The 17,773-nt window shown below is 59.9% G+C and carries 19 protein-coding genes; 10 read left to right on the top strand and 9 right to left on the bottom strand.

Annotation, left to right across the window (positions count from 1 at the left end; all coding sequences use genetic code 11):
• Positions 1-10: 10 nt before the first annotated feature.
• Positions 11-2,572: a DNA mismatch repair protein MutS gene (gene mutS / locus U9O48_RS17520; protein ID WP_285150847.1), complete on the bottom strand. Its 2,562-nt coding sequence runs from the start codon at positions 2,570-2,572 to the stop codon at positions 11-13.
• 113 nt (positions 2,573-2,685) lie between these two features.
• Positions 2,686-2,916, bottom strand: a complete 231-nt coding sequence (locus tag U9O48_RS17515) for a SymE family type I addiction module toxin (protein ID WP_282492825.1) — start codon at positions 2,914-2,916, stop codon at positions 2,686-2,688.
• A 186-nt stretch (positions 2,917-3,102) separates the two neighbouring features.
• Here U9O48_RS17515 and U9O48_RS17510 point away from each other — a divergent pair, with 186 nt between their 5' ends.
• Positions 3,103-3,447, top strand: coding sequence for a nitrous oxide-stimulated promoter family protein (locus U9O48_RS17510; RefSeq protein ID WP_282492826.1), 345 nt, complete (start codon positions 3,103-3,105; stop codon positions 3,445-3,447).
• A gap of 27 nt (positions 3,448-3,474) precedes the next feature.
• Here the strand turns inward: U9O48_RS17510 and U9O48_RS17505 are convergent, their stop codons facing one another.
• The 7 genes from U9O48_RS17505 to hypA all read right to left on the bottom strand — a co-directional run bounded on the left by U9O48_RS17505 (position 3,475) and on the right by hypA (position 9,742).
• Positions 3,475-3,903: a TOBE domain-containing protein gene (locus tag U9O48_RS17505; RefSeq protein WP_285144843.1), complete on the bottom strand. Its 429-nt coding sequence runs from the start codon at positions 3,901-3,903 to the stop codon at positions 3,475-3,477.
• 92 nt (positions 3,904-3,995) lie between these two features.
• Positions 3,996-6,068: a formate hydrogenlyase transcriptional activator FlhA gene (gene flhA / locus U9O48_RS17500; protein ID WP_324722869.1), complete on the bottom strand. Its 2,073-nt coding sequence runs from the start codon at positions 6,066-6,068 to the stop codon at positions 3,996-3,998.
• A 61-nt stretch (positions 6,069-6,129) separates the two neighbouring features.
• Positions 6,130-7,140: a hydrogenase expression/formation protein HypE gene (hypE, locus tag U9O48_RS17495; protein ID WP_324722868.1), complete on the bottom strand. Its 1,011-nt coding sequence runs from the start codon at positions 7,138-7,140 to the stop codon at positions 6,130-6,132.
• Positions 7,137-8,258 carry a hydrogenase formation protein HypD gene (gene hypD / locus U9O48_RS17490; protein ID WP_324722867.1) on the bottom strand — a complete coding sequence of 374 codons (1,122 nt, stop codon included), beginning with the start codon at positions 8,256-8,258 and terminating at the stop codon, positions 7,137-7,139. Before hypD ends, hypE begins: the two co-directional genes overlap by 4 nt.
• A gap of 3 nt (positions 8,259-8,261) precedes the next feature.
• Positions 8,262-8,534, bottom strand: coding sequence for a HypC/HybG/HupF family hydrogenase formation chaperone (locus tag U9O48_RS17485; protein ID WP_282493050.1), 273 nt, complete (start codon positions 8,532-8,534; stop codon positions 8,262-8,264).
• On the bottom strand, positions 8,525-9,388 hold the full coding sequence (gene hypB / locus U9O48_RS17480; RefSeq protein WP_324722866.1) for a hydrogenase nickel incorporation protein HypB: 864 nt from the start codon (positions 9,386-9,388) through the stop codon (positions 8,525-8,527). Before hypB ends, U9O48_RS17485 begins: the two co-directional genes overlap by 10 nt.
• Before the next feature lie 3 nt (positions 9,389-9,391).
• Positions 9,392-9,742: a hydrogenase maturation nickel metallochaperone HypA gene (gene hypA / locus U9O48_RS17475; RefSeq protein ID WP_282493052.1), complete on the bottom strand. Its 351-nt coding sequence runs from the start codon at positions 9,740-9,742 to the stop codon at positions 9,392-9,394.
• Between the two features lie 207 nt (positions 9,743-9,949).
• Between hypA and hycA the strand changes: the two genes are divergently transcribed.
• The 9 genes from hycA (at position 9,950) to hycI (ending at position 17,733) form a co-directional block, all read left to right on the top strand.
• Positions 9,950-10,405 carry a formate hydrogenlyase regulator HycA gene (gene hycA, locus U9O48_RS17470; RefSeq protein ID WP_282493053.1) on the top strand — a complete coding sequence of 152 codons (456 nt, stop codon included), beginning with the start codon at positions 9,950-9,952 and terminating at the stop codon, positions 10,403-10,405.
• Between the two features lie 70 nt (positions 10,406-10,475).
• Entirely contained in the window at positions 10,476-11,084 is a 609-nt protein-coding gene (locus U9O48_RS17465; protein WP_282493054.1) for a 4Fe-4S dicluster domain-containing protein, read from the top strand.
• Complete coding sequence (gene hycC, locus U9O48_RS17460) at positions 11,081-12,907, top strand: formate hydrogenlyase subunit 3 (RefSeq protein ID WP_324722865.1); 1,827 nt, start codon at positions 11,081-11,083, stop codon at positions 12,905-12,907. The genes U9O48_RS17465 and hycC overlap by 4 nt, the downstream gene beginning before the upstream one ends.
• Before the next feature lies 1 nt (position 12,908).
• Positions 12,909-13,832, top strand: a complete 924-nt coding sequence (locus tag U9O48_RS17455) for a respiratory chain complex I subunit 1 family protein (protein WP_324722864.1) — start codon at positions 12,909-12,911, stop codon at positions 13,830-13,832.
• Positions 13,833-13,849: 17 nt separating this feature from the next.
• Entirely contained in the window at positions 13,850-15,559 is a 1,710-nt protein-coding gene (locus U9O48_RS17450) for a hydrogenase large subunit (RefSeq protein WP_324722863.1), read from the top strand.
• A gap of 9 nt (positions 15,560-15,568) precedes the next feature.
• Complete coding sequence (locus tag U9O48_RS17445; protein WP_282493058.1) at positions 15,569-16,111, top strand: formate hydrogenlyase complex iron-sulfur subunit; 543 nt, start codon at positions 15,569-15,571, stop codon at positions 16,109-16,111.
• On the top strand, positions 16,111-16,878 hold the full coding sequence (locus U9O48_RS17440; protein ID WP_282493059.1) for an NADH-quinone oxidoreductase subunit B family protein: 768 nt from the start codon (positions 16,111-16,113) through the stop codon (positions 16,876-16,878). The genes U9O48_RS17445 and U9O48_RS17440 overlap by 1 nt, the downstream gene beginning before the upstream one ends.
• Positions 16,875-17,285 (top strand): formate hydrogenlyase maturation HycH family protein, encoded by a 411-nt coding sequence (locus U9O48_RS17435; RefSeq protein ID WP_324722862.1) that lies wholly within the window; start codon positions 16,875-16,877, stop codon positions 17,283-17,285. Before U9O48_RS17440 ends, U9O48_RS17435 begins: the two co-directional genes overlap by 4 nt.
• Positions 17,278-17,733 carry a hydrogenase maturation peptidase HycI gene (gene hycI / locus U9O48_RS17430; protein ID WP_324722861.1) on the top strand — a complete coding sequence of 152 codons (456 nt, stop codon included), beginning with the start codon at positions 17,278-17,280 and terminating at the stop codon, positions 17,731-17,733. The genes U9O48_RS17435 and hycI overlap by 8 nt, the downstream gene beginning before the upstream one ends.
• The last annotated feature ends 40 nt before the right edge of the window (positions 17,734-17,773 follow it).

The following is a 17,773-nucleotide window of genomic DNA, read 5'->3' as shown; positions in this document are numbered from 1 at the left end:
GTGCGAGAATTTACGCCAGATTCTTCAGGCGATAAATCCACTCCAGCGCCTGACGCGGCGTCAGGGAGTCCGGATCGAGATTCTCCAGCGCTTCAAGCGCCGGTGACGTCTCTTCCGCCATGGACAGGAGCGACATCTGCGAACCGTCAATCTGCGTCGCCGCCGCGTTTGGCGAAAGGCTTTCCAGCTCGCGCAGTTTCTGGCGCGCGCGTTTGATCACCTCTTTCGGCACTCCCGCCAGCGCAGCAACGGCCAGGCCGTAACTCTTGCTGGCCGCGCCATCCTGCACCGTGTGCATGAAGGCAATGGTATCGCCGTGCTCCAGGGCATCGAGATGGACGTTGGCGACGCCTTCCATTTTCTCCGGCAATTGTGTCAGCTCAAAGTAGTGTGTCGCAAACAGGGTCAGCGCTTTGATCTTATTCGCCAGACTTTCGGCGCACGCCCAGGCGAGGGAAAGACCGTCATAGGTCGATGTCCCGCGACCAATCTCATCCATCAGCACCAGGCTGTTTTCCGTGGCGTTGTGCAGAATGTTGGCAGTTTCGGTCATCTCAACCATGAAGGTGGAGCGACCGCTGGCCAGATCGTCCGCCGCACCCACGCGGGTGAAGATACGATCGATAGGGCCAATCTCCACGCTTTGCGCCGGAACGTAGCTGCCGATATAGGCCAGCAGGGCGATCAGCGCGGTCTGGCGCATGTAGGTACTTTTACCGCCCATGTTCGGACCGGTGATGATCAGCATCCGACGCTGGGCAGAGAGATTCAGCGGGTTGGCGATAAAGGGCTCGTTCAGCACCTGTTCCACCACCGGGTGACGCCCTTCGCTGATGCGAATGCCCGGCTTGTCGGTGAATGTCGGACAGGTGTAGTTCAGCGTGTCAGCCCGTTCTGCCAGGTTGACCAGCACGTCCAGCTCAGCCAGCGCGCTGGCGCTCAGCTGCATATTGGCCAGATGTGGAAGGAGCGTGTCGAAAAGCTCTTCATAGAGCTGTTTTTCCAGCGCCAGCGCTTTGCCTTTGGAGGTGAGGACTTTGTCTTCGTACTCTTTCAGCTCTGGAATGATGTAGCGCTCGGCGTTCTTCAGCGTCTGGCGACGAACGTAGTGGATCGGCGCATGATGGCTCTGCCCGCGGCTGATCTGAATGTAATAGCCGTGAATGGCGTTATAGCCCACTTTCAGGGTGTCGAGCCCCAGACGCTCGCGCTCGCGGATCTCCAGTTTATCCAGATAATCCGTGGCACCGTCCGCCAGGGCGCGCCATTCGTCCAGCTCTTCGTTGTAGCCAGGGGCAATCACACCGCCATCGCGAACCAGCACCGGCGGCGCTTCAACCACCGCGCGCTCCAGCAGCTCGCGCAGTTCGGTAAATTCCCCCATGCTTTCACGCAGCTTTTGCACCGGCGCGCTGTCGACTTCCGCCAGCTGCGCACGCAGCTCAGGTAACTGCTGGAAGGCGTGACGCATGCGGGCCAGATCGCGCGGACGCGCCGTGCGCAGCGCCAGACGGGCCAGAATACGCTCCAGATCGCCCACCTGACGCAGCACTGGCTGCAGATCCGTAAAGCGATCCTGCAAGGCGCCAATCGTCTGTTGGCGGCTTACCAGCACCGCCGTATCGCGCACCGGCATATGCAGCCAGCGCTTGAGCATGCGGCTGCCCATCGGTGTGACCGTACTGTCGAGCACCGCCGCCAGGGTGTTTTCTACTCCACCCGCGAGGTTCTGGGTGATCTCCAGATTACGGCGCGTGGCGGCATCCATAATGATGCTGTCCTGCTGACGCTCCATGGTGATGGAACGAATGTGCGGCAGGGTCGTGCGCTGGGTGTCTTTCACGTACTGCAGCAGACAGCCTGCGGCACACAGCCCACGCGGGGCGTTTTCCACGCCAAAGCCAATCAGATCGCGGGTGCCAAATTGCAGGTTTAACTGCTGGCGCGCGGTATCAATTTCAAATTCCCACAGCGGCCGACGACGCAGGCCGCGACGCCCTTCGATCAGGGCCATCTCGGCGAAATCTTCGGCGTAGAGCAGCTCCGCCGGATTGGTGCGCTGGAGTTCTGCCGCCATGGTTTCGCGGTCAGCAGGTTCGCTCAGGCGAAAACGCCCGGAGCTGATATCCAGTGTGGCGTAGCCGTAACCTTTGCTGTCCTGCCAGATGGCGGCGAGCAGGTTGTCCTGACGCTCCTGGAGCAGGGCTTCGTCGCTAATCGTGCCTGGCGTGACGATGCGAACGACTTTGCGCTCCACCGGACCTTTCGAGGTGGCCGGATCGCCAATCTGTTCGCAGATGGCGACGGATTCACCCTGATTCACCAGCTTCGCCAGATAGTTTTCCACCGCATGATGCGGAATACCCGCCATCGGAATCGGTTCACCCGCTGATGCGCCACGCTTGGTCAGCGAGATGTCGAGCAACTGCGACGCCCGTTTGGCATCGTCATAAAAAAGCTCGTAAAAGTCGCCCATACGATAAAACAGCAGAATTTCCGGATGCTGAGCTTTCAGTTTCAGGTACTGCTGCATCATCGGGGTATGCGCGGTTAAATTGTCGATTGTGCTCATGGAGTTATGATATCCATTTCTTTGAAATTGTTGCGTTTTGAGCGGCCAACAGCTCGTTAATTCCCTCTATTGTCGCATGAAAAAATGACCAGGCGCAGTAAAAAGTCGAGAGTTTACGCCACCGGTTTATCCATGAGCTCAATGAGTAATTTTCCGTGCTCTACCACCACCCGGACCTGCGAATTGGTTTTAAATCCTGCCTGTTCCAGCCAGTCGCCTTTCAGGCTTAATGCGGCGTGTACGCTATAGCGTTTGGGGATTTTGGTGTTCCGATCTTCGTGGCGCTTTCTGAAGTAGCCCACTTTAAGATGGCGTTGCGGCTGAACAGCGATCATTTCTGACATAAAAAACTCCCTTAACAGCGGCCTGGTGGCATTAAATTTACCTGTATAAAATACCAGTAAAATGCGGCAAGGATAGGTTTAAAACTGGAAGCGGTCTTCAGAAAATGGAATGCAAATAATGAAACGGGCTGAAACGGGGGCTATAAAAATGTATTATAAATGCACTTTATTGACCGGTAACGTGACATGTCAGGAAAACGCATCTCCCGCGAAAAAGAGACCATCAGCAAAATGATTGCGCTGTATGCGCGGCAATGCCCGGAGGCATCCCGCGAGGCGGGGCATTATCAGGCGCTGAACGCCTATGCCGATAAACGTCTGGATAAGTGTGTGTTCGGTGAGGAAAAACCCGCCTGCAAACAGTGTCCCGTTCACTGCTACCAGCCCGCGAAACGGGAAGAGATGAAGCAGGTGATGCGCTGGGCCGGGCCACGGATGTTATGGCGACACCCGATTTTGACGATTCGCCATCTGATTGACGATCGCCGTCCGGTGCCGGAGTTGCCGGAAAAGTACCGCCCGAAAAAATAGCGCCGCACACCGTACGGCACCTGAGGATTATGCGCGGGTGGCGATTAAAATGGCAGACGCTTTTACGAGGGCGATAACGCGCTTACCCGCCGCAAGCTGCATCTCTTCGCGGCTCTCGTTGGTGACCACGGCAACGATTTCAAACCCTGCATCAGTTTTCACATGTACCGTGGCGTTAACCGCACCTTCGGTCACTTGACTGATCGCACCTGCGAACTGATTACGCGCGGAAAACTTCAGGCCGCACTCTTCCGTCGCCAGCGTCACCCACGGCGCTTTGATCAGCGCAATCGCTTCTTTCCCCGGTACCAGACCCAGCGCTTCTTTGCTGCTGGTGGTGACGATCGCCACCAGTTTTGCACCGCCGGTCAGGGTGAGTTCAACTTCATCGTTAACGGCACCGTGCGATGTGGCGCTGACGGTACCGGCGAGCTGGTTGCGTGCGGAAACAGACATGTTACCTCCTGGAGAACAGTTGAATGGGATGTACCGGGAAATTTATAACATGAATTTGAAAGGAAACCCTCTCCCGCCGGAGAGGGGGTGAATCAGACCAGCATATCCTTCTCAATCCCGAGGCGTTTCATGCGCGAAAGCAGGGTGGTGCGTTTCAGCCCCAGACGCTGCGCGGCACCTTTCGGCCCGGCGACGACGCCGTTGGTCTCTTTCAGGATGCGGACAATCAGCTGATATTCGTCTTCGCCCTCCTGCGGGCGCTCTGCCACCGGCATCGGTTCCTGTGAAACCATGACCTCCGGCAGGGAAAGCTGCAGCACGTTCCCGCGCGTGAGCAGCACCGCCCGCTCAATCACATTTTCCAGCTCGCGCACGTTGCCCGGCCACTCCATCGCAGAAAGCGTGCGCAGGGTTTCCGCCGGAATGCTGTCGATATTGCGTCCCATCCGACGGGCGATTTTGGCGGTAAAGGCTTTAACCAGCAGCGGAATATCGTCCGGACGCTCGCGCAGCGGCGGCAGGCAAATGGGGAACACGTTCAGGCGATAGTAGAGATCGTTACGGAACTCGCGATCGGCGACCATCTTTTTCAGATCGCGGTTGGTGGCGGCGATCAGGCGCACGTCGGTCTGGATCAGCTTGTTGCTGCCGAGACGCTCGAACTCCTGTTCCTGCAATACCCGCAGCAGTTTCGGCTGCAGCTCCAGCGGCATATCACCCACTTCATCGAGGAACAGCGAGCTTTTATCCGCCAGTTCAAAACGGCCAATGCGCTGGGTGCTGGCTCCGGTAAACGCGCCGCGCTCGTGACCAAACAGATCGCTTTCCAGCAGACCCGCAGGCATCGCCGCGCAGTTCATTTTCACCATCCTGCGGCTGTTGCGGTTGCTGAGGTTGTGGATCGCGCGGGCGATCAGCTCTTTCCCGGTGCCGGTTTCGCCGAGGATCAGCACCGTGCTGTCGCTCTGGGCCACCATCTCGACCTGTTTGAGCACGCTGAACATGGCGTCGCTGCGGCCGATGATCTCGCCGAATTCGCTGTCGACGTTGTTCAGCTGTTCGGTCAGGGCCAGGTTTTCGTCCACCAGCCGCTCTTTCAGGCGGTGGATCTCCTGATACGCCAGGGCGTTATCGAGGGCAATGGCGATGCGCTCGGCGATCTGGCGCAGCAGTTTTAAATTGGTGGTGGTGAAGATGTGCTCTTCGCACTGGGCAAGTTTCAGCACACCAAGCATGGTGTTGCCGGACATCAGCGGCAGCAGGCACAGGGTCTGGATCTGGTTGCCCCAGGAGTTGAACAGCATCCGCTCGTAGGGCGCCAGCTCGTCGCGCTCGCTGAGATTAAGCAACAGCATCTCTTTGTTTTTAAACACCTGCTCCGAGAGCGTTCCGGCTTCGTCGACTTCGCTCTGCTCGTGGGCCGGGTTGGTTTCATCCAGATAGTGGGTGGAGTGAATTGTCAGTTTGCCCTTGCGATGACCGCGCAGCACGATGCTGATGGCGTCAATTTTAAAGTAGTGATGGATCTCTTTCGCGACTTCGCTCACCAGCTCGTCCATGTCCAGCCGGGAGAGCACCGCGTTAGTAATCGCCACCAGAATGCGGAAGTTATCGCGCTCGCGGCTCAGCAAGTCGTAATCGACGTTATCCGTGACGCGACTGTGGATCTGCTCCGCCACCACGCTGACGATCTGGGTGAAGGTATGCAGGCGCTCGTATTCCGCTTCGCTCCAGGGCTGATCGGTATTGCGGATAAATTCGCAGCCGCCAAAGATGCGGCCATCCACCGCCAGCGGCAGCAGGCCGTAGTGACCGAAGGGCGAATACAGCGGGCTGTCGGCAAGTCGCGGCCAGGCCTGACGAAACTCCTCAAAGTTGCAGTGCAGGGCGTCCGGGCGCGACAAAATACGACGCACCGGGCCGTGCGCCAGCACCGTTTCATCTTCATATTCGACGGGCTTGCCGTTGTCGCGCGTGGCAAAGTAGCTCGCACGCTGGCTGGTACTGTTCCAGAGCACAATCGCGGCGTGGTCTGCCAGCGCAGACTGCCTGACCAGCCGGGTGAGGGCATCGCTCAGTGAACCCAGATCGGGCTGCTGTAAAAGTGTGCGCGTAATATCAAACAGCCCTTGCTGTCCAAGATCGCTCATCGGTGTATACGACATATCGCTTCCAAAGAAACTGGCAAAAAAAAGAGAAACAGTGCTGACCACTTTTCGCGTGGTTCTAGCAAATACGGGGTAACGGTTCCGAGTGCGGGAGATCCAGCGTGCGTTTGATGCCATACAGGCCAGTCAGTCGCACCCCTTTGCGTTCAACCACCTCACCAATGATAGCGGCATTCTGCCCGAGCGGATGGGCGCGCAGTTTTTCCAGAACTGCTTCGGCGTGAGCGCGTTCCACGCCGATCAGCAGTTTGCCTTCGTTGGCAAAGTTAAGCGGATCCAGACCCAGCAGTTCGCACAGGCCGCGCACCGCCGGTTTGACGGGCAGCTGGCTTTCGACCAGTTCAACTCCGCAGCCGCTGGCGGCAGCGAATTCGTGGGCCACGGCATTCACACCGCCGCGCGTCGCGTCGCGCAAGGCTTTGACGCCAGGGCAGTCGCGCAGCGTCTGGATAAGCGGCGTCAGCACTGCGCAGTCGCTCTGCAGTTCGCCGTCCAGCCCCAGCCCTTCGCGCAGATTCAGGATCGTCGCGCCGTGGCAGCCCAGCGACCCGCTGACCATCAAGACATCGCCAACCGCGAGCTGCTGCGCGCCCCAGCGAATATCCGTCGGGATCGCGCCCATGCCCGCCGTGTTGATAAAGAGTTTGTCCGCCGCGCCGCGCTGCACCACTTTGGTGTCGCCGGTGACGATAGCGATGCCCGCGTCGCGCGCGGTCTGCGCCATGCTGTGGACGACGGCGGTTAAGGTCTCCATCGGCAGCCCCTCTTCGAGGATAAAACCGCAGGAGAGGAAGCGTGGGATCGCACCGCTCACCGCCACATCGTTCGCCGTGCCGCACACCGCCAGCTTGCCGATATCACCGCCGGGGAAAAAAAGCGGGTCGATGACGTAGCTGTCAGTGGAAAACGCCAGCCGATCGCCCTGGGTGGTCAGGGATGAGAGCGCGATACGCGCCTGATCTTCCTGTTCCACCAGCCACGGGTTGTCGAAGGCGGACATAAACAGCTGACCAATTAGCTGCTGCATCGCCTGGCCGCCGCTGCCGTGGGCCATTTCCACCGTCTTCATGCTTCACACTCCTGATTGCGGTACTGATACCACGCGGCGCAGGCTCCTTCGGAAGAGACCATCAGCGCGCCAAACGCGGTTTGCGGATTACAGGTGTTGCCAAATAACGGGCACTGATGCGGTTTGCATTTACCGGTTAACACCGCGCCACAGCGGGCGCGAGGGTCGTCGCACACCTGCTGCGGCACAGGCCGAAAATGCGCTTCGGCGTCGAATGCCTGATAGGCGTCGGTCAGATGGACGCCGGATTCGGCAATCAGCCCCAGCCCGCGCCATTCGCTGTCGCCTTCGACGCTAAACACTTCGGCGATGGCCGCTTGTGCCAGCCGGTTGCCCTCATCGGGGACCACGCGGCGATACTGATTTTCCACCGTACTCAGGGCTGCTATTTTCTGCTCAACCAGCATGTTCACGCCTTGTAGTAGATCAAGTGGTTCGAATCCAGCAACCACTAATGGGCGATGATAGTCGGCGGCGATAAAACCGTAGGCCCCGGTACCAATCACCATGCTGACGTGGCCTGGCGCCAGAAAGGCGTCGATGCCGTTGTCAGGTTCGTCCAGCAGGCTGCGCAGAGTCGGAATCAGCGTAATGTGCTGACAGAAGAAGAAAAAGTTGGTGAGATTTTGCGCTTTGGCCTGCTGGAGGGTGATGGCCGTCGCGGGCATGGTGGTTTCAAACCCGAGGCCGAAAAAGACCACTTTGCGCGCCGGGTTCTCCGCCGCCAGCTTCAGGGCATCCATCGGCGAATAGACGATCCGCACATCCGCGCCGCGCGCCCGGGCCTGCATCAGCGAACCGTTTTTTCCCGGCACGCGCATGGCGTCGCCAAAGGTGCAGAAGATCACCTCCGGCTGGCTGGCTATCTCAATGCAGCTGTCGATGCGGCCCATCGGCAGGACGCACACCGGGCAGCCGGGGCCGTGAATAAATTCAATGTTATCGGGCAGGAGCTGGTCGAGGCCGAATTTGAAAATGGCATGGGTGTGGCCGCCGCACACTTCCATGATGCGCAGCGGGCGCGCGGCGGTGTACTCCAGCAGCGAAGCGCGCGTTTTCAGATGCGCAATCAGTTGCATCACCTGTTCCGGGGCGCGATATTCATCAACGTAGCGCATGGTTTAACGCTCCTCGCCAAACAGCAGCGCGCCGACGTCCGGCTCGACTTCAAACATGTTTTGCAGCGCCGCGAGGGTGTCGCGGGCCTCGTCTTCATTAATCACGCTCATGGCAAAACCGACGTGGACCAGCACCCACTGACCGAGGCGCGAGGCGCCGTTTTCATCCACAACGCCCACCAGTGTGAGATCGACATCGCGCAGCACCCCGCAGACTTCGACTTTAGCCTGGTTGCCGTCGATGGCGCGAATCTGTCCTGGAACGCCTATGCACATCGCTCGTTCTCCAGCCAGCTCAGCCAGCTCTCCATGCCGTCGCCTTTGGTGGCGGAGACCATCAGGATTTCAATCTCCGGGTTCACTTCCCTGGCGCAGGCCAGGCACTTCTCGACGTCGAAGTCGAGGTACGGCAGCAGGTCGATTTTGTTGAGCAGCATTAGCGAGGCGGCGGCAAACATATGCGGGTATTTCAGCGGTTTGTCCTCCCCTTCGGTGACGGAGAGCACCGCCACTTTATGCCGTTCACCGAGGTCGAAACTGGCCGGGCAGACGAGGTTGCCCACGTTCTCGATAAACAGAATGCCCGTATCAGGGAGGGGGAGACGCGGCGCGGCGTCGGCAATCATCTGCGCATCCAGATGACAGCCTTTACCGGTATTCACCTGAATCGCCGGGGTGCCGGTTTGACGAATACGCGCGGCGTCATTCACGGTCTGCTGATCGCCTTCGATCACCGCGCACGGGACGCGCTGGTTCAGGCGTTTGAGGGTTTCCGTCAGCAGGGTGGTTTTGCCGGAGCCGGGGCTGGAAACCAGGTTCAGCACCAGCTGCTGGCGAGCGGCGAAGCGCGCGCGGTTGCGGGCGGCGAGCTGGTTATTTTTGTCCAGCACGTTGATCTCCACCTCCAGCATTTTACGCTGGCTCATGCCCGGCGCGTGGGTGCCCGCTTCGCCGTGGCCGTAATGCAGGTCGCCTTCGTCCGATGGCTTCGGCGCAAAGCGCAGGCCGGTCAACGCTGATACGTTGCGCGGGGGGGGAGAAAAGGGCGCGGAGCGAAACGCGGAGTGGGGGCGATGCTCGTCCCCTTCGATATACAGGTTGCCTTCGGCGCAACCGCAGGTACTACACATGATTTACTCCTGGTCTATTTCGAGGCGCTGGATCTGCAAGCCGTCGTCCGCGACGATCCTCAGCCCGGTGTTTTGACACTGCGGGCAGCTTCGCACTTTCGATGACAGCAGCGTGACGTACTGCTGGCAGGTCTCACACCAGCATTCGGCCTGCTGCTCTTCGAGATGCAGCTCGCAGCCTTCCGCCAGCGTGTCGCGGCACACCAGCTCAAAGCAAAAGGTCAGGGCGCTGGGCTCGACGCAGGAAAACGCCCCGACTTTCAGCCACACGCCGGTGACGCGTTTCGCGTGATGCTGCTTCGCCTGCTGTTCGATAAGTTCCAGCGCGCGCTGGCAGAGGGTGATTTCGTGCATGACGCCTCCTGATGTTTTAGGCGTTAATGCAATAACGATGCCAGCTTAATTTGAGATAAGGCGTGACGATGTCGGCGCTGACGAAATGACACGTCGACACGCTGATGTTGACAGTGATGATGATGAAAAATCGATAAATATCAGCATGATAAAAACTGGCACAAAATCTGCTTAACAGCCCTCATCTCCATTAACCGGATACCTGAGATGACTATTTGGGAACTTAGCGAAAAAGCGGATTACATCGCGCAACGCCATCAACAATTACAGGAGCAGTGGCACCTCTACTGCAACTCACTGGTTCAGGGCATCACCCTGTCAAAAGCCCATCTGCACCACGCCATGAGCTGCGCGGCGCAGGAGGATCTGTGCTTCATCCTCTTCGGCCACTTCACGATTTACGTCACCCTGGCGGACAACTTCAACAGCCACGTCATCGAATACCACGTCGAAACCAAAGACGGCGAAAGGCAGCGCATTGCCCAGGCACAGCTGATGACCGACGGCATGGTTGACGGTCACGTCAGCACCCGCGATCGCCACCAGGTGCTTGAACACTATCTGGAAAAAATCGCGCCGGTGTACGACGGCCTCTATGCGGCGGTGGAACACAACCTCCCGGTGAATCTGCACGAACTGGTGAGCGAATCGCGCACCGCCTGATGTTTACGTGTCGAGATGTGTCGAGATGGCACGTCGTCGTCAAAAATGACACTGTCCTGAGGACTACCCGGTGAACCGTTTTGTAATTGCTGACTCGACGGTCTGTATTGGCTGCCACACCTGTGAAGCGGCGTGTTCCGAAACACACCGTCTGCACGGGCTGCAGTCGATGCCGCGCCTGCGCGTTATGCGTAATGAAAAAGAGTCTGCCCCGCAGCTCTGCCATCAATGTGAGGATGCCCCCTGCGCGGGCGTCTGTCCTGTGAATGCCATCACCCGTATCGATGGCGCGGTGCAGCTGAACGAGAGCCTGTGCGTGAGCTGCAAGCTGTGCGGCATCGCCTGTCCGTTTGGCGCGATTGAATTTTCCGGCAGCCGTCCGCTGCATATTCCGGCCAACGCCAACTCGCCAAAAGCGCCGCCAGCGCCTCCCGCACCGGCCCGCGTCAGCAGCCTGCTGGACTGGGTGCCGGGCGTGCGCGCCGTGGCGGTGAAGTGCGATCTGTGCAGCTTCGATGAGCAAGGCCCGGCGTGCGTGCGCACCTGCCCGACCAAAGCGCTGATTCTGGTTAACATCCGCGATATCGCGCGCACCAGTAAACGCAAACGCGAGCTGACGATAAACACCGATTTTGGCGATCTGTCGCTGTTCCAGGCGCAAAACGAGGGGGCGAAATGAACGCTGTGACTCTGATTAACAGCGCCGTGGCCTGGTTTGTGGCCGCGGCCGTGCTGTCGCTGCTCTTCTCGTTCCACAAAACCCTCAGCGGATGGACCGCCGGGATCGGCGGCGCGCTGGGGAGTGCGATCACAACCTGCGCCGGATTTATGGTGCTTACCGGCGGTCTGCATGCGCAAGGCGTGATGCCGCTGGTTCGCCACACCGTCCAGCTCACGCCGCTGAACGCGATCTGGCTCATCACCTTTGGCCTGTGCGGCCTGTTTGTCAGCCTGTTCAATATTGACTGGCATCGCCATCCGCAGACCAAACCCAACGGTCTGCTGGTCAATCTCCTGCTCGCCGCCGCCGTCTGTACGGTGGTCGCCAGCAATCTGGCGGCGCTGGTGGTGATGGCGGAAATCATGGCCCTGTGCGGCGTGTTCCTGACCGGGTGCAGCCAGTCCGGGAAACTGTGGTTTGCCCTCGGGCGCCTCGGCACCGTTCTGCTGGCGCTGACCTGCTGGCTGGTGTGGCAGCGCTACGGCACGCTGGATCTGGATCTCCTGAGCGCCCGCGCGCAGATGCTGCCGTTCGGGGCGGATATCTGGCTGCTGGGCGTGGTCGGCTTTGGTCTGCTGGCGGGGATTATTCCCCTGCACGGCTGGGTACCGCAGGCGCATGCCAATGCGTCCGCCCCCGCCGCGACGCTGTTTTCGACGGTGGTGATGAAAGTCGGTCTGTTCGGCATCCTGACCCTTTCCCTGATTGGCGGCCAGCCGCCGCTGTGGTGGGGCGTAGTGCTGCTGATTGCCGGGATGATCACCGCCTTTGTCGGCGGCCTGTACGCCCTGATGGAGCACAACATCCAGCGTCTGCTGGCGTATCACACCCTGGAGAACATCGGCATCATCCTGCTCGGTCTGGGCGCGGGGCTGACCGGCCTGGCGCTGAACCATCCGGCGCTGATCGCCTGTGGCTTCATCGGCGGGCTATATCACCTCGTTAACCACAGCCTGTTTAAAAGCACGCTGTTCCTCGGGGCGGGCAGCGTCTGGTTCCGCACCGGGCATCGCGATATCGAGAAGCTCGGCGGTATTGGCAAAAAAATGCCGCTGATTTCGCTCGCCATGCTGGTCGGTTTGATGGCGATGGCCGCGCTGCCGCCGCTCAACGGCTTTGCCGGTGAGTGGGTGATCTATCAGTCCTTCTTTGCTCTCGGCCAGAGCGATGTCTTTGTCGCCCGTCTGCTGGGGCCGATGCTGGCTGTCGGTCTGGCGATCACCGGCGCGCTGGCGGTGATGTGTATGGCGAAAGTCTACGGCGTCACCTTCCTCGGCGCACCGCGCACCCGCGAGGCGGAAAACGCCCGCTGCGCACCGGCCCTGATGACGGCGAGCGTAGTGCTGCTGGCCCTGTGCTGCATCGCGGGCGGGGTGGCTGCGCCGTGGCTGCTGCCGCTGCTGGGTTCGGCGGTTCCGCTGCCGCTCACCACCGCCCACACCGCCGTTTCGCAGCCGATGATGGCCCTGCTGCTGATCGCTGCGCCGCTTCTGCCGCTGGTGTTGATGATGTTCTTCAAACGCGACCGTCTGCCTGCCCGTTCACGCGGGACGGCATGGGCCTGCGGATACGAGCACGAGCAGTCGATGGTGATTACCGCGCACGGTTTTGCGATGCCGGTGAAAGAGAACTTCGCCTTTGTGCTGAAACTGCGCCACGCCCTGAATCCGGTCAGGATGATCCCCGGCTGGCAAAGCGCGGTCGCGCCCACGCTGTTCCGTCGCCTCGCGCTTGTCGAGCTGGCGGTGCTGGTGGTGATTGTGATTTCACGAGGAGCCTGACATGAGTCTGTTACTGGCATTACTTCAGGCGCTGGTGTTATTCGCCGCTGCGCCACTGCTCTCGGGCATCACCCGCGTGGCCCGCGCCCGAATGCACAACCGTCGCGGCCCTGGCGTCCTCCAGGAGTACCGCGATCTCTTCAAGCTGATGGGTCGTCAGAGCATCGCCCCGGACGCCTCCGGCTGGGTCTTCCGCCTGACGCCGTTCGTGATGGTCGGCGTGATGCTGACCATCGCCACCGCGTTGCCAGTGGTGACGATCGCGTCGCCGCTGCCGGTGCTGGGTGATTTGATTACCCTGATTTACCTGTTCGCCATCGCGCGCTTTTTCTTTGCGATTGCCGGGCTGGATACGGGCAGTCCGTTTACTGGTATTGGTGCCAGCCGCGAAGCGATGCTCGGCGTGCTGGTTGAGCCGATTCTGCTGCTGGGCCTGTGGGTCGCGGCGCAGGTCGCGGGTTCGACCCACATCAGCTTTATCGCGGATACCGTCTATCACTGGCCGGTTGCCCGCAGCGTTCCGCTGATTCTGGCCCTCTGCGCCTGCGCGTTCGCCACCTTTATCGAGATGGGCAAACTGCCGTTTGACCTCGCGGAAGCGGAGCAGGAGCTGCAGGAAGGCCCGCTCACGGAGTACAGCGGCTACGGTTTTGCGGTCCTGAAATGGGGCATCAGCCTTAAACAGCTGGTGGTGCTGCAGATGTTTGTCGGCGTCTTCTTCCCGTGGGGACAGATGACGCACTTCTCGGCGGCGGGTTTACTGCTGGCGGTAGTAATGGCCGTGCTCAAGTTGGTGGTTGGTGTGCTGATCATCGCCCTGTTTGAAAACAGCATGGCGCGTCTGCGGTTCAACGCCACCTCGCGCATCACCTGGGCCGGTTTTGGGTTCGCCTTTTTAGCCTTCGTCTCCTTGCTGGTGGCGTGATTACAGAGAGTTTTAGCATGTCAGAAGAAAAAGTGGGTCAACAGTATCTCGCCGCACTGCATCAGGCGTTTCCCGGCGTGGTGCTGGAGGAGAGCTGGCAGACCAAAGACCAGATCACCGTCACCATCAAGGTGAACTATCTGCCGGAAGTGGTGGAGTTTCTCTATTACCAGCAGGGCGGCTGGCTGTCGGTGCTGTTCGGCAACGACGAACGTCAGCTGTGCGGCAACTACGCGGTCTATTACGTGCTGTCGATGGAGCAGGGCGAGAAGTGCTGGATTACGGTGCGCGTCGAAGTCGATCCGAATAAACCGGAATACCCGTCCGTCACGCCGCGCGTGCCTGCGGCGGTGTGGGGCGAGCGCGAAGTGCGCGATATGTACGGTCTGATCGCGGTCGGCCTGCCGGATGAACGCCGTCTTGTGCTTCCCGACGACTGGCCGGATGAACTCTATCCCCTGCGCAAAGACAGCATGGATTATCGCCAGCGTCCTGCCCCGACCACCGACAGCGAAACCTACGAGTTCATCAACGAGCTCGGCAGCAAAAAGAACAACGTGGTGCCTATTGGCCCGCTGCACGTCACCTCCGATGAACCGGGCCACTTCCGCCTGTTTGTCGATGGCGAAAATATTATCGATGCCGATTACCGCCTGTTCTACGTCCACCGTGGAATGGAAAAACTGGCGGAAACCCGCATGGGTTATAACGAAGTCACCTTCCTGTCGGATCGCGTGTGCGGGATCTGCGGCTTCGCCCACAGCACCGCCTACACCACTTCGGTGGAAAACGCGATGGGGATCGTGGTGCCGGAGCGCGCTCAGATGATCCGCGCCATTCTGCTGGAAGTGGAGCGCCTGCATTCGCATCTGCTGAACCTCGGCCTGGCCTGTCACTTCGTCGGCTTTGATTCCGGGTTTATGCAGTTCTTCCGCGTCCGTGAAGCCTCGATGAAAATGGCGGAGATCCTCACCGGGGCGCGTAAAACCTACGGTCTGAACCTGATCGGCGGGATTCGCCGCGATCTGCTGAAAGACGACATGATCCAGACTCGCCTGCTGGCGCAGCAGATGCGCCGCGACGTGCAGGATCTGGTGGATATGCTGCTCAGCACGCCCAACATCGAGCAGCGTACCGTCGGTGTGGGCCGTCTTGATCCGCAGATCGCCCGCGACTTCAGCAACGTCGGCCCGATGGTACGCGCCAGCGGCCACGCCCGCGATACCCGCGCCGATCACCCGTTCGTGGGCTACGGCCTGCTGCCGATGACGGTCCACACCGAGCAGGGCTGCGACGTGATTTCCCGCCTGAAAGTGCGCATCAACGAAGTCTTTACCGCGCTGAATATGATCGACTTTGGTCTGGATAACCTGCCGGGCGGGCCTCTGGCAGTGGAAGGCTTTACCTATATTCCGAACCGCTTCGCCCTCGGGTTCTCCGAAGCGCCGCGCGGGGATGATATCCACTGGAGCATGACCGGCGACAACCAGAAGCTCTACCGCTGGCGCTGTCGTGCGGCGACCTACGCCAACTGGCCGACCCTGCGCTATATGCTGCGCGGCAACACGGTGTCTGACGCGCCGCTGATCATCGGTAGCCTCGATCCTTGCTACTCCTGTACCGACCGCATGACGGTGGTGGATGTACGCAAGAAGAAAAGCCAGGTGGTGCCGTACAAAGAGCTTGAACGCTACAGCATCGAGCGCAAGAACTCGCCGCTGAAATAAGGAGCCGTCATGTTTACATTTATCAAAAAAGTGATCAAAACCGGCACGGTCACCAGCAGTTATCCCCTTGAGCCGATGCCGGTCGATAAAAACTTTCGTGGCAAACCGGAGCACAACCCGCAGCAGTGCATCGGCTGTGCGGCGTGCGTGAATGCCTGTCCGTCGAACGCCCTGACGGTGGAGACGGATCTGGCGACGAATGAATTGGCCTGGCAGTTCAACCTCGGGCGCTGCATTTTCTGTGGTCGCTGCGAAGAGGTCTGCCCGACGGCGGCGATTAAGCTGTCGCAGGAGTACGAGCTGGCGGTGTGGAACAAAGCCGATTTCCTTCAGCAGTCGCGCTTTGACCTGTGCCATTGCCGCGTCTGCAACCATCCGTTCGCCGTGCAAAAAGAGATCGACTATGCCATCGCGCTGCTGAAACACAACGGCGATGCGCGGGCGGAACTGCACCGGGAAGGGTTTGAAACCTGCCCGGAGTGCAAGCGTCAGAAGTGCCTGCTGCCGTCCGACCGCATCGATATCACCCGCCACATGAGAGAAGCCAGCTGATGAATAATTTACTCGGCCCGCGCGACGATAACGGCATTCCGGTGCCGATGACGGTGGATGAATCCATCGCCAACATGAAAGCGTCTCTGCTGAAAAAAATCAAACGTTCCGCCTACGTCTACCGCGTGGACTGCGGGGGCTGCAACGGCTGCGAGATTGAAATCTTCGCCACTCTGTCTCCGCTGTTTGACGCCGAACGTTTTGGCATCAAAGTGGTGCCGTCTCCGCGTCATGCGGACATTCTGCTGTTCACCGGCGCGGTGACGCGCGCGATGCGATCTCCGGCCCTGCGTGCCTGGCAGTCGGCGCCGGATCCGAAAATCTGCATCTCCTACGGGGCGTGCGGCAACAGCGGCGGTATCTTCCACGATCTCTACTGCGTCTGGGGTGGGACCGACAAAATCGTGCCGGTGGATGTCTATATTCCCGGCTGCCCACCGACGCCTGCCGCGACGCTGTACGGTTTTGCGATGGCGCTGGGGCTGCTGGAGCAGAAAATTCACGCCCGCGAGCCGGGGGAAATCGACAACCAGCCCGCGCAAATTCTGCATCCGGACATGGTGCAGCCGCTGCGGGTGAAGGTCGACAGGACGGCGCGTCGTCTTGCCGGATATCGCTATGGCCGCCAGATTGCCGATGACTATCTGCGTCTGCTGAGCCAGGGCGAGCATCAGGTTGAGCGCTGGCTGGAGGCGGAAAAAGATCCGCGTCTGAACGAGATCGTGGCGAACCTCAACCAGGTGGTCGACGAGGCGCGTATCCGATGAGCGAACAGGTGGTGTTCAGTCAGCTGAGCCGTAAATTTATCGATGAGAACGATGCGACGCCGGATGCGGCCCAGCAGGTGGTCTATTACAGCCTGGCGATTGGCCACCACCTTGGCGTGATCGACTGTTTAGAGGCGGCGTTGAGCTGCCCGTGGCAAGAGTATCTGGCCTGGATCGGCACGCTGGAGACGGACAGTACGGCGCGGCGCAAAATGGAAGGCGTGCCGAAGTATGGCGAGATCGTCATCGACAGCAACCACATCGCCATGCTGGCGAACGCCTTTGACGCGGCGCTGGCGGTGCAAACCCCCGCCCAGCAGGCGTGGAGCAAAACGCTGCTCAGCATGCTGCATGATATTCATCAGGAGAGCGCCATCTACCTGATGGTGAGGAGATTACGTGACTGACGTTTTACTGTGTGTCGGCAATAGCATGATGGGCGATGACGGTGCAGGCCCGCTGCTGGCGGAGATGTGCTTCGCGAATCCGCAGGGCAACTGGCGGGTGATCGACGGCGGCAGCGCGCCGGAAAACGACGTGGTCGCCCTGCGCGAGCTGCGCCCGGACCGTCTGCTGATTGTCGATGCGACGGACATGGGGCTGAACCCCGGCGAAATCCGCCTGATCGACCCGGACGATATCGCGGAGATGTTCATGATGACCACCCACAATATGCCCCTCAACTATCTGGTCGATCAGATTAAAGACGACGTGGGCGAGGTGCTGTTTTTGGGCATTCAGCCGGATATTGTCGGGTTTTATTACCCGATGACGCCAGCGATTAAAGCGGCGGTTGAAGTGGTCTATTCCCGGCTGGCGGGGTGGGAAGGGGATGGGGGATTTGCGCAGTTATGAGCCGTTGTGGCCCGGCCTAAAAAGGGTTTTTGTAGGCCGG

Source organism: Lelliottia sp. JS-SCA-14, from assembly GCF_035593345.1.
GTDB classification, from domain to species: domain Bacteria; phylum Pseudomonadota; class Gammaproteobacteria; order Enterobacterales; family Enterobacteriaceae; genus Enterobacter; species Enterobacter wanjuensis.
Note: the sequence above shows the minus strand (reverse complement) of the source record. Positions and strands in the feature narration are given on the sequence as shown.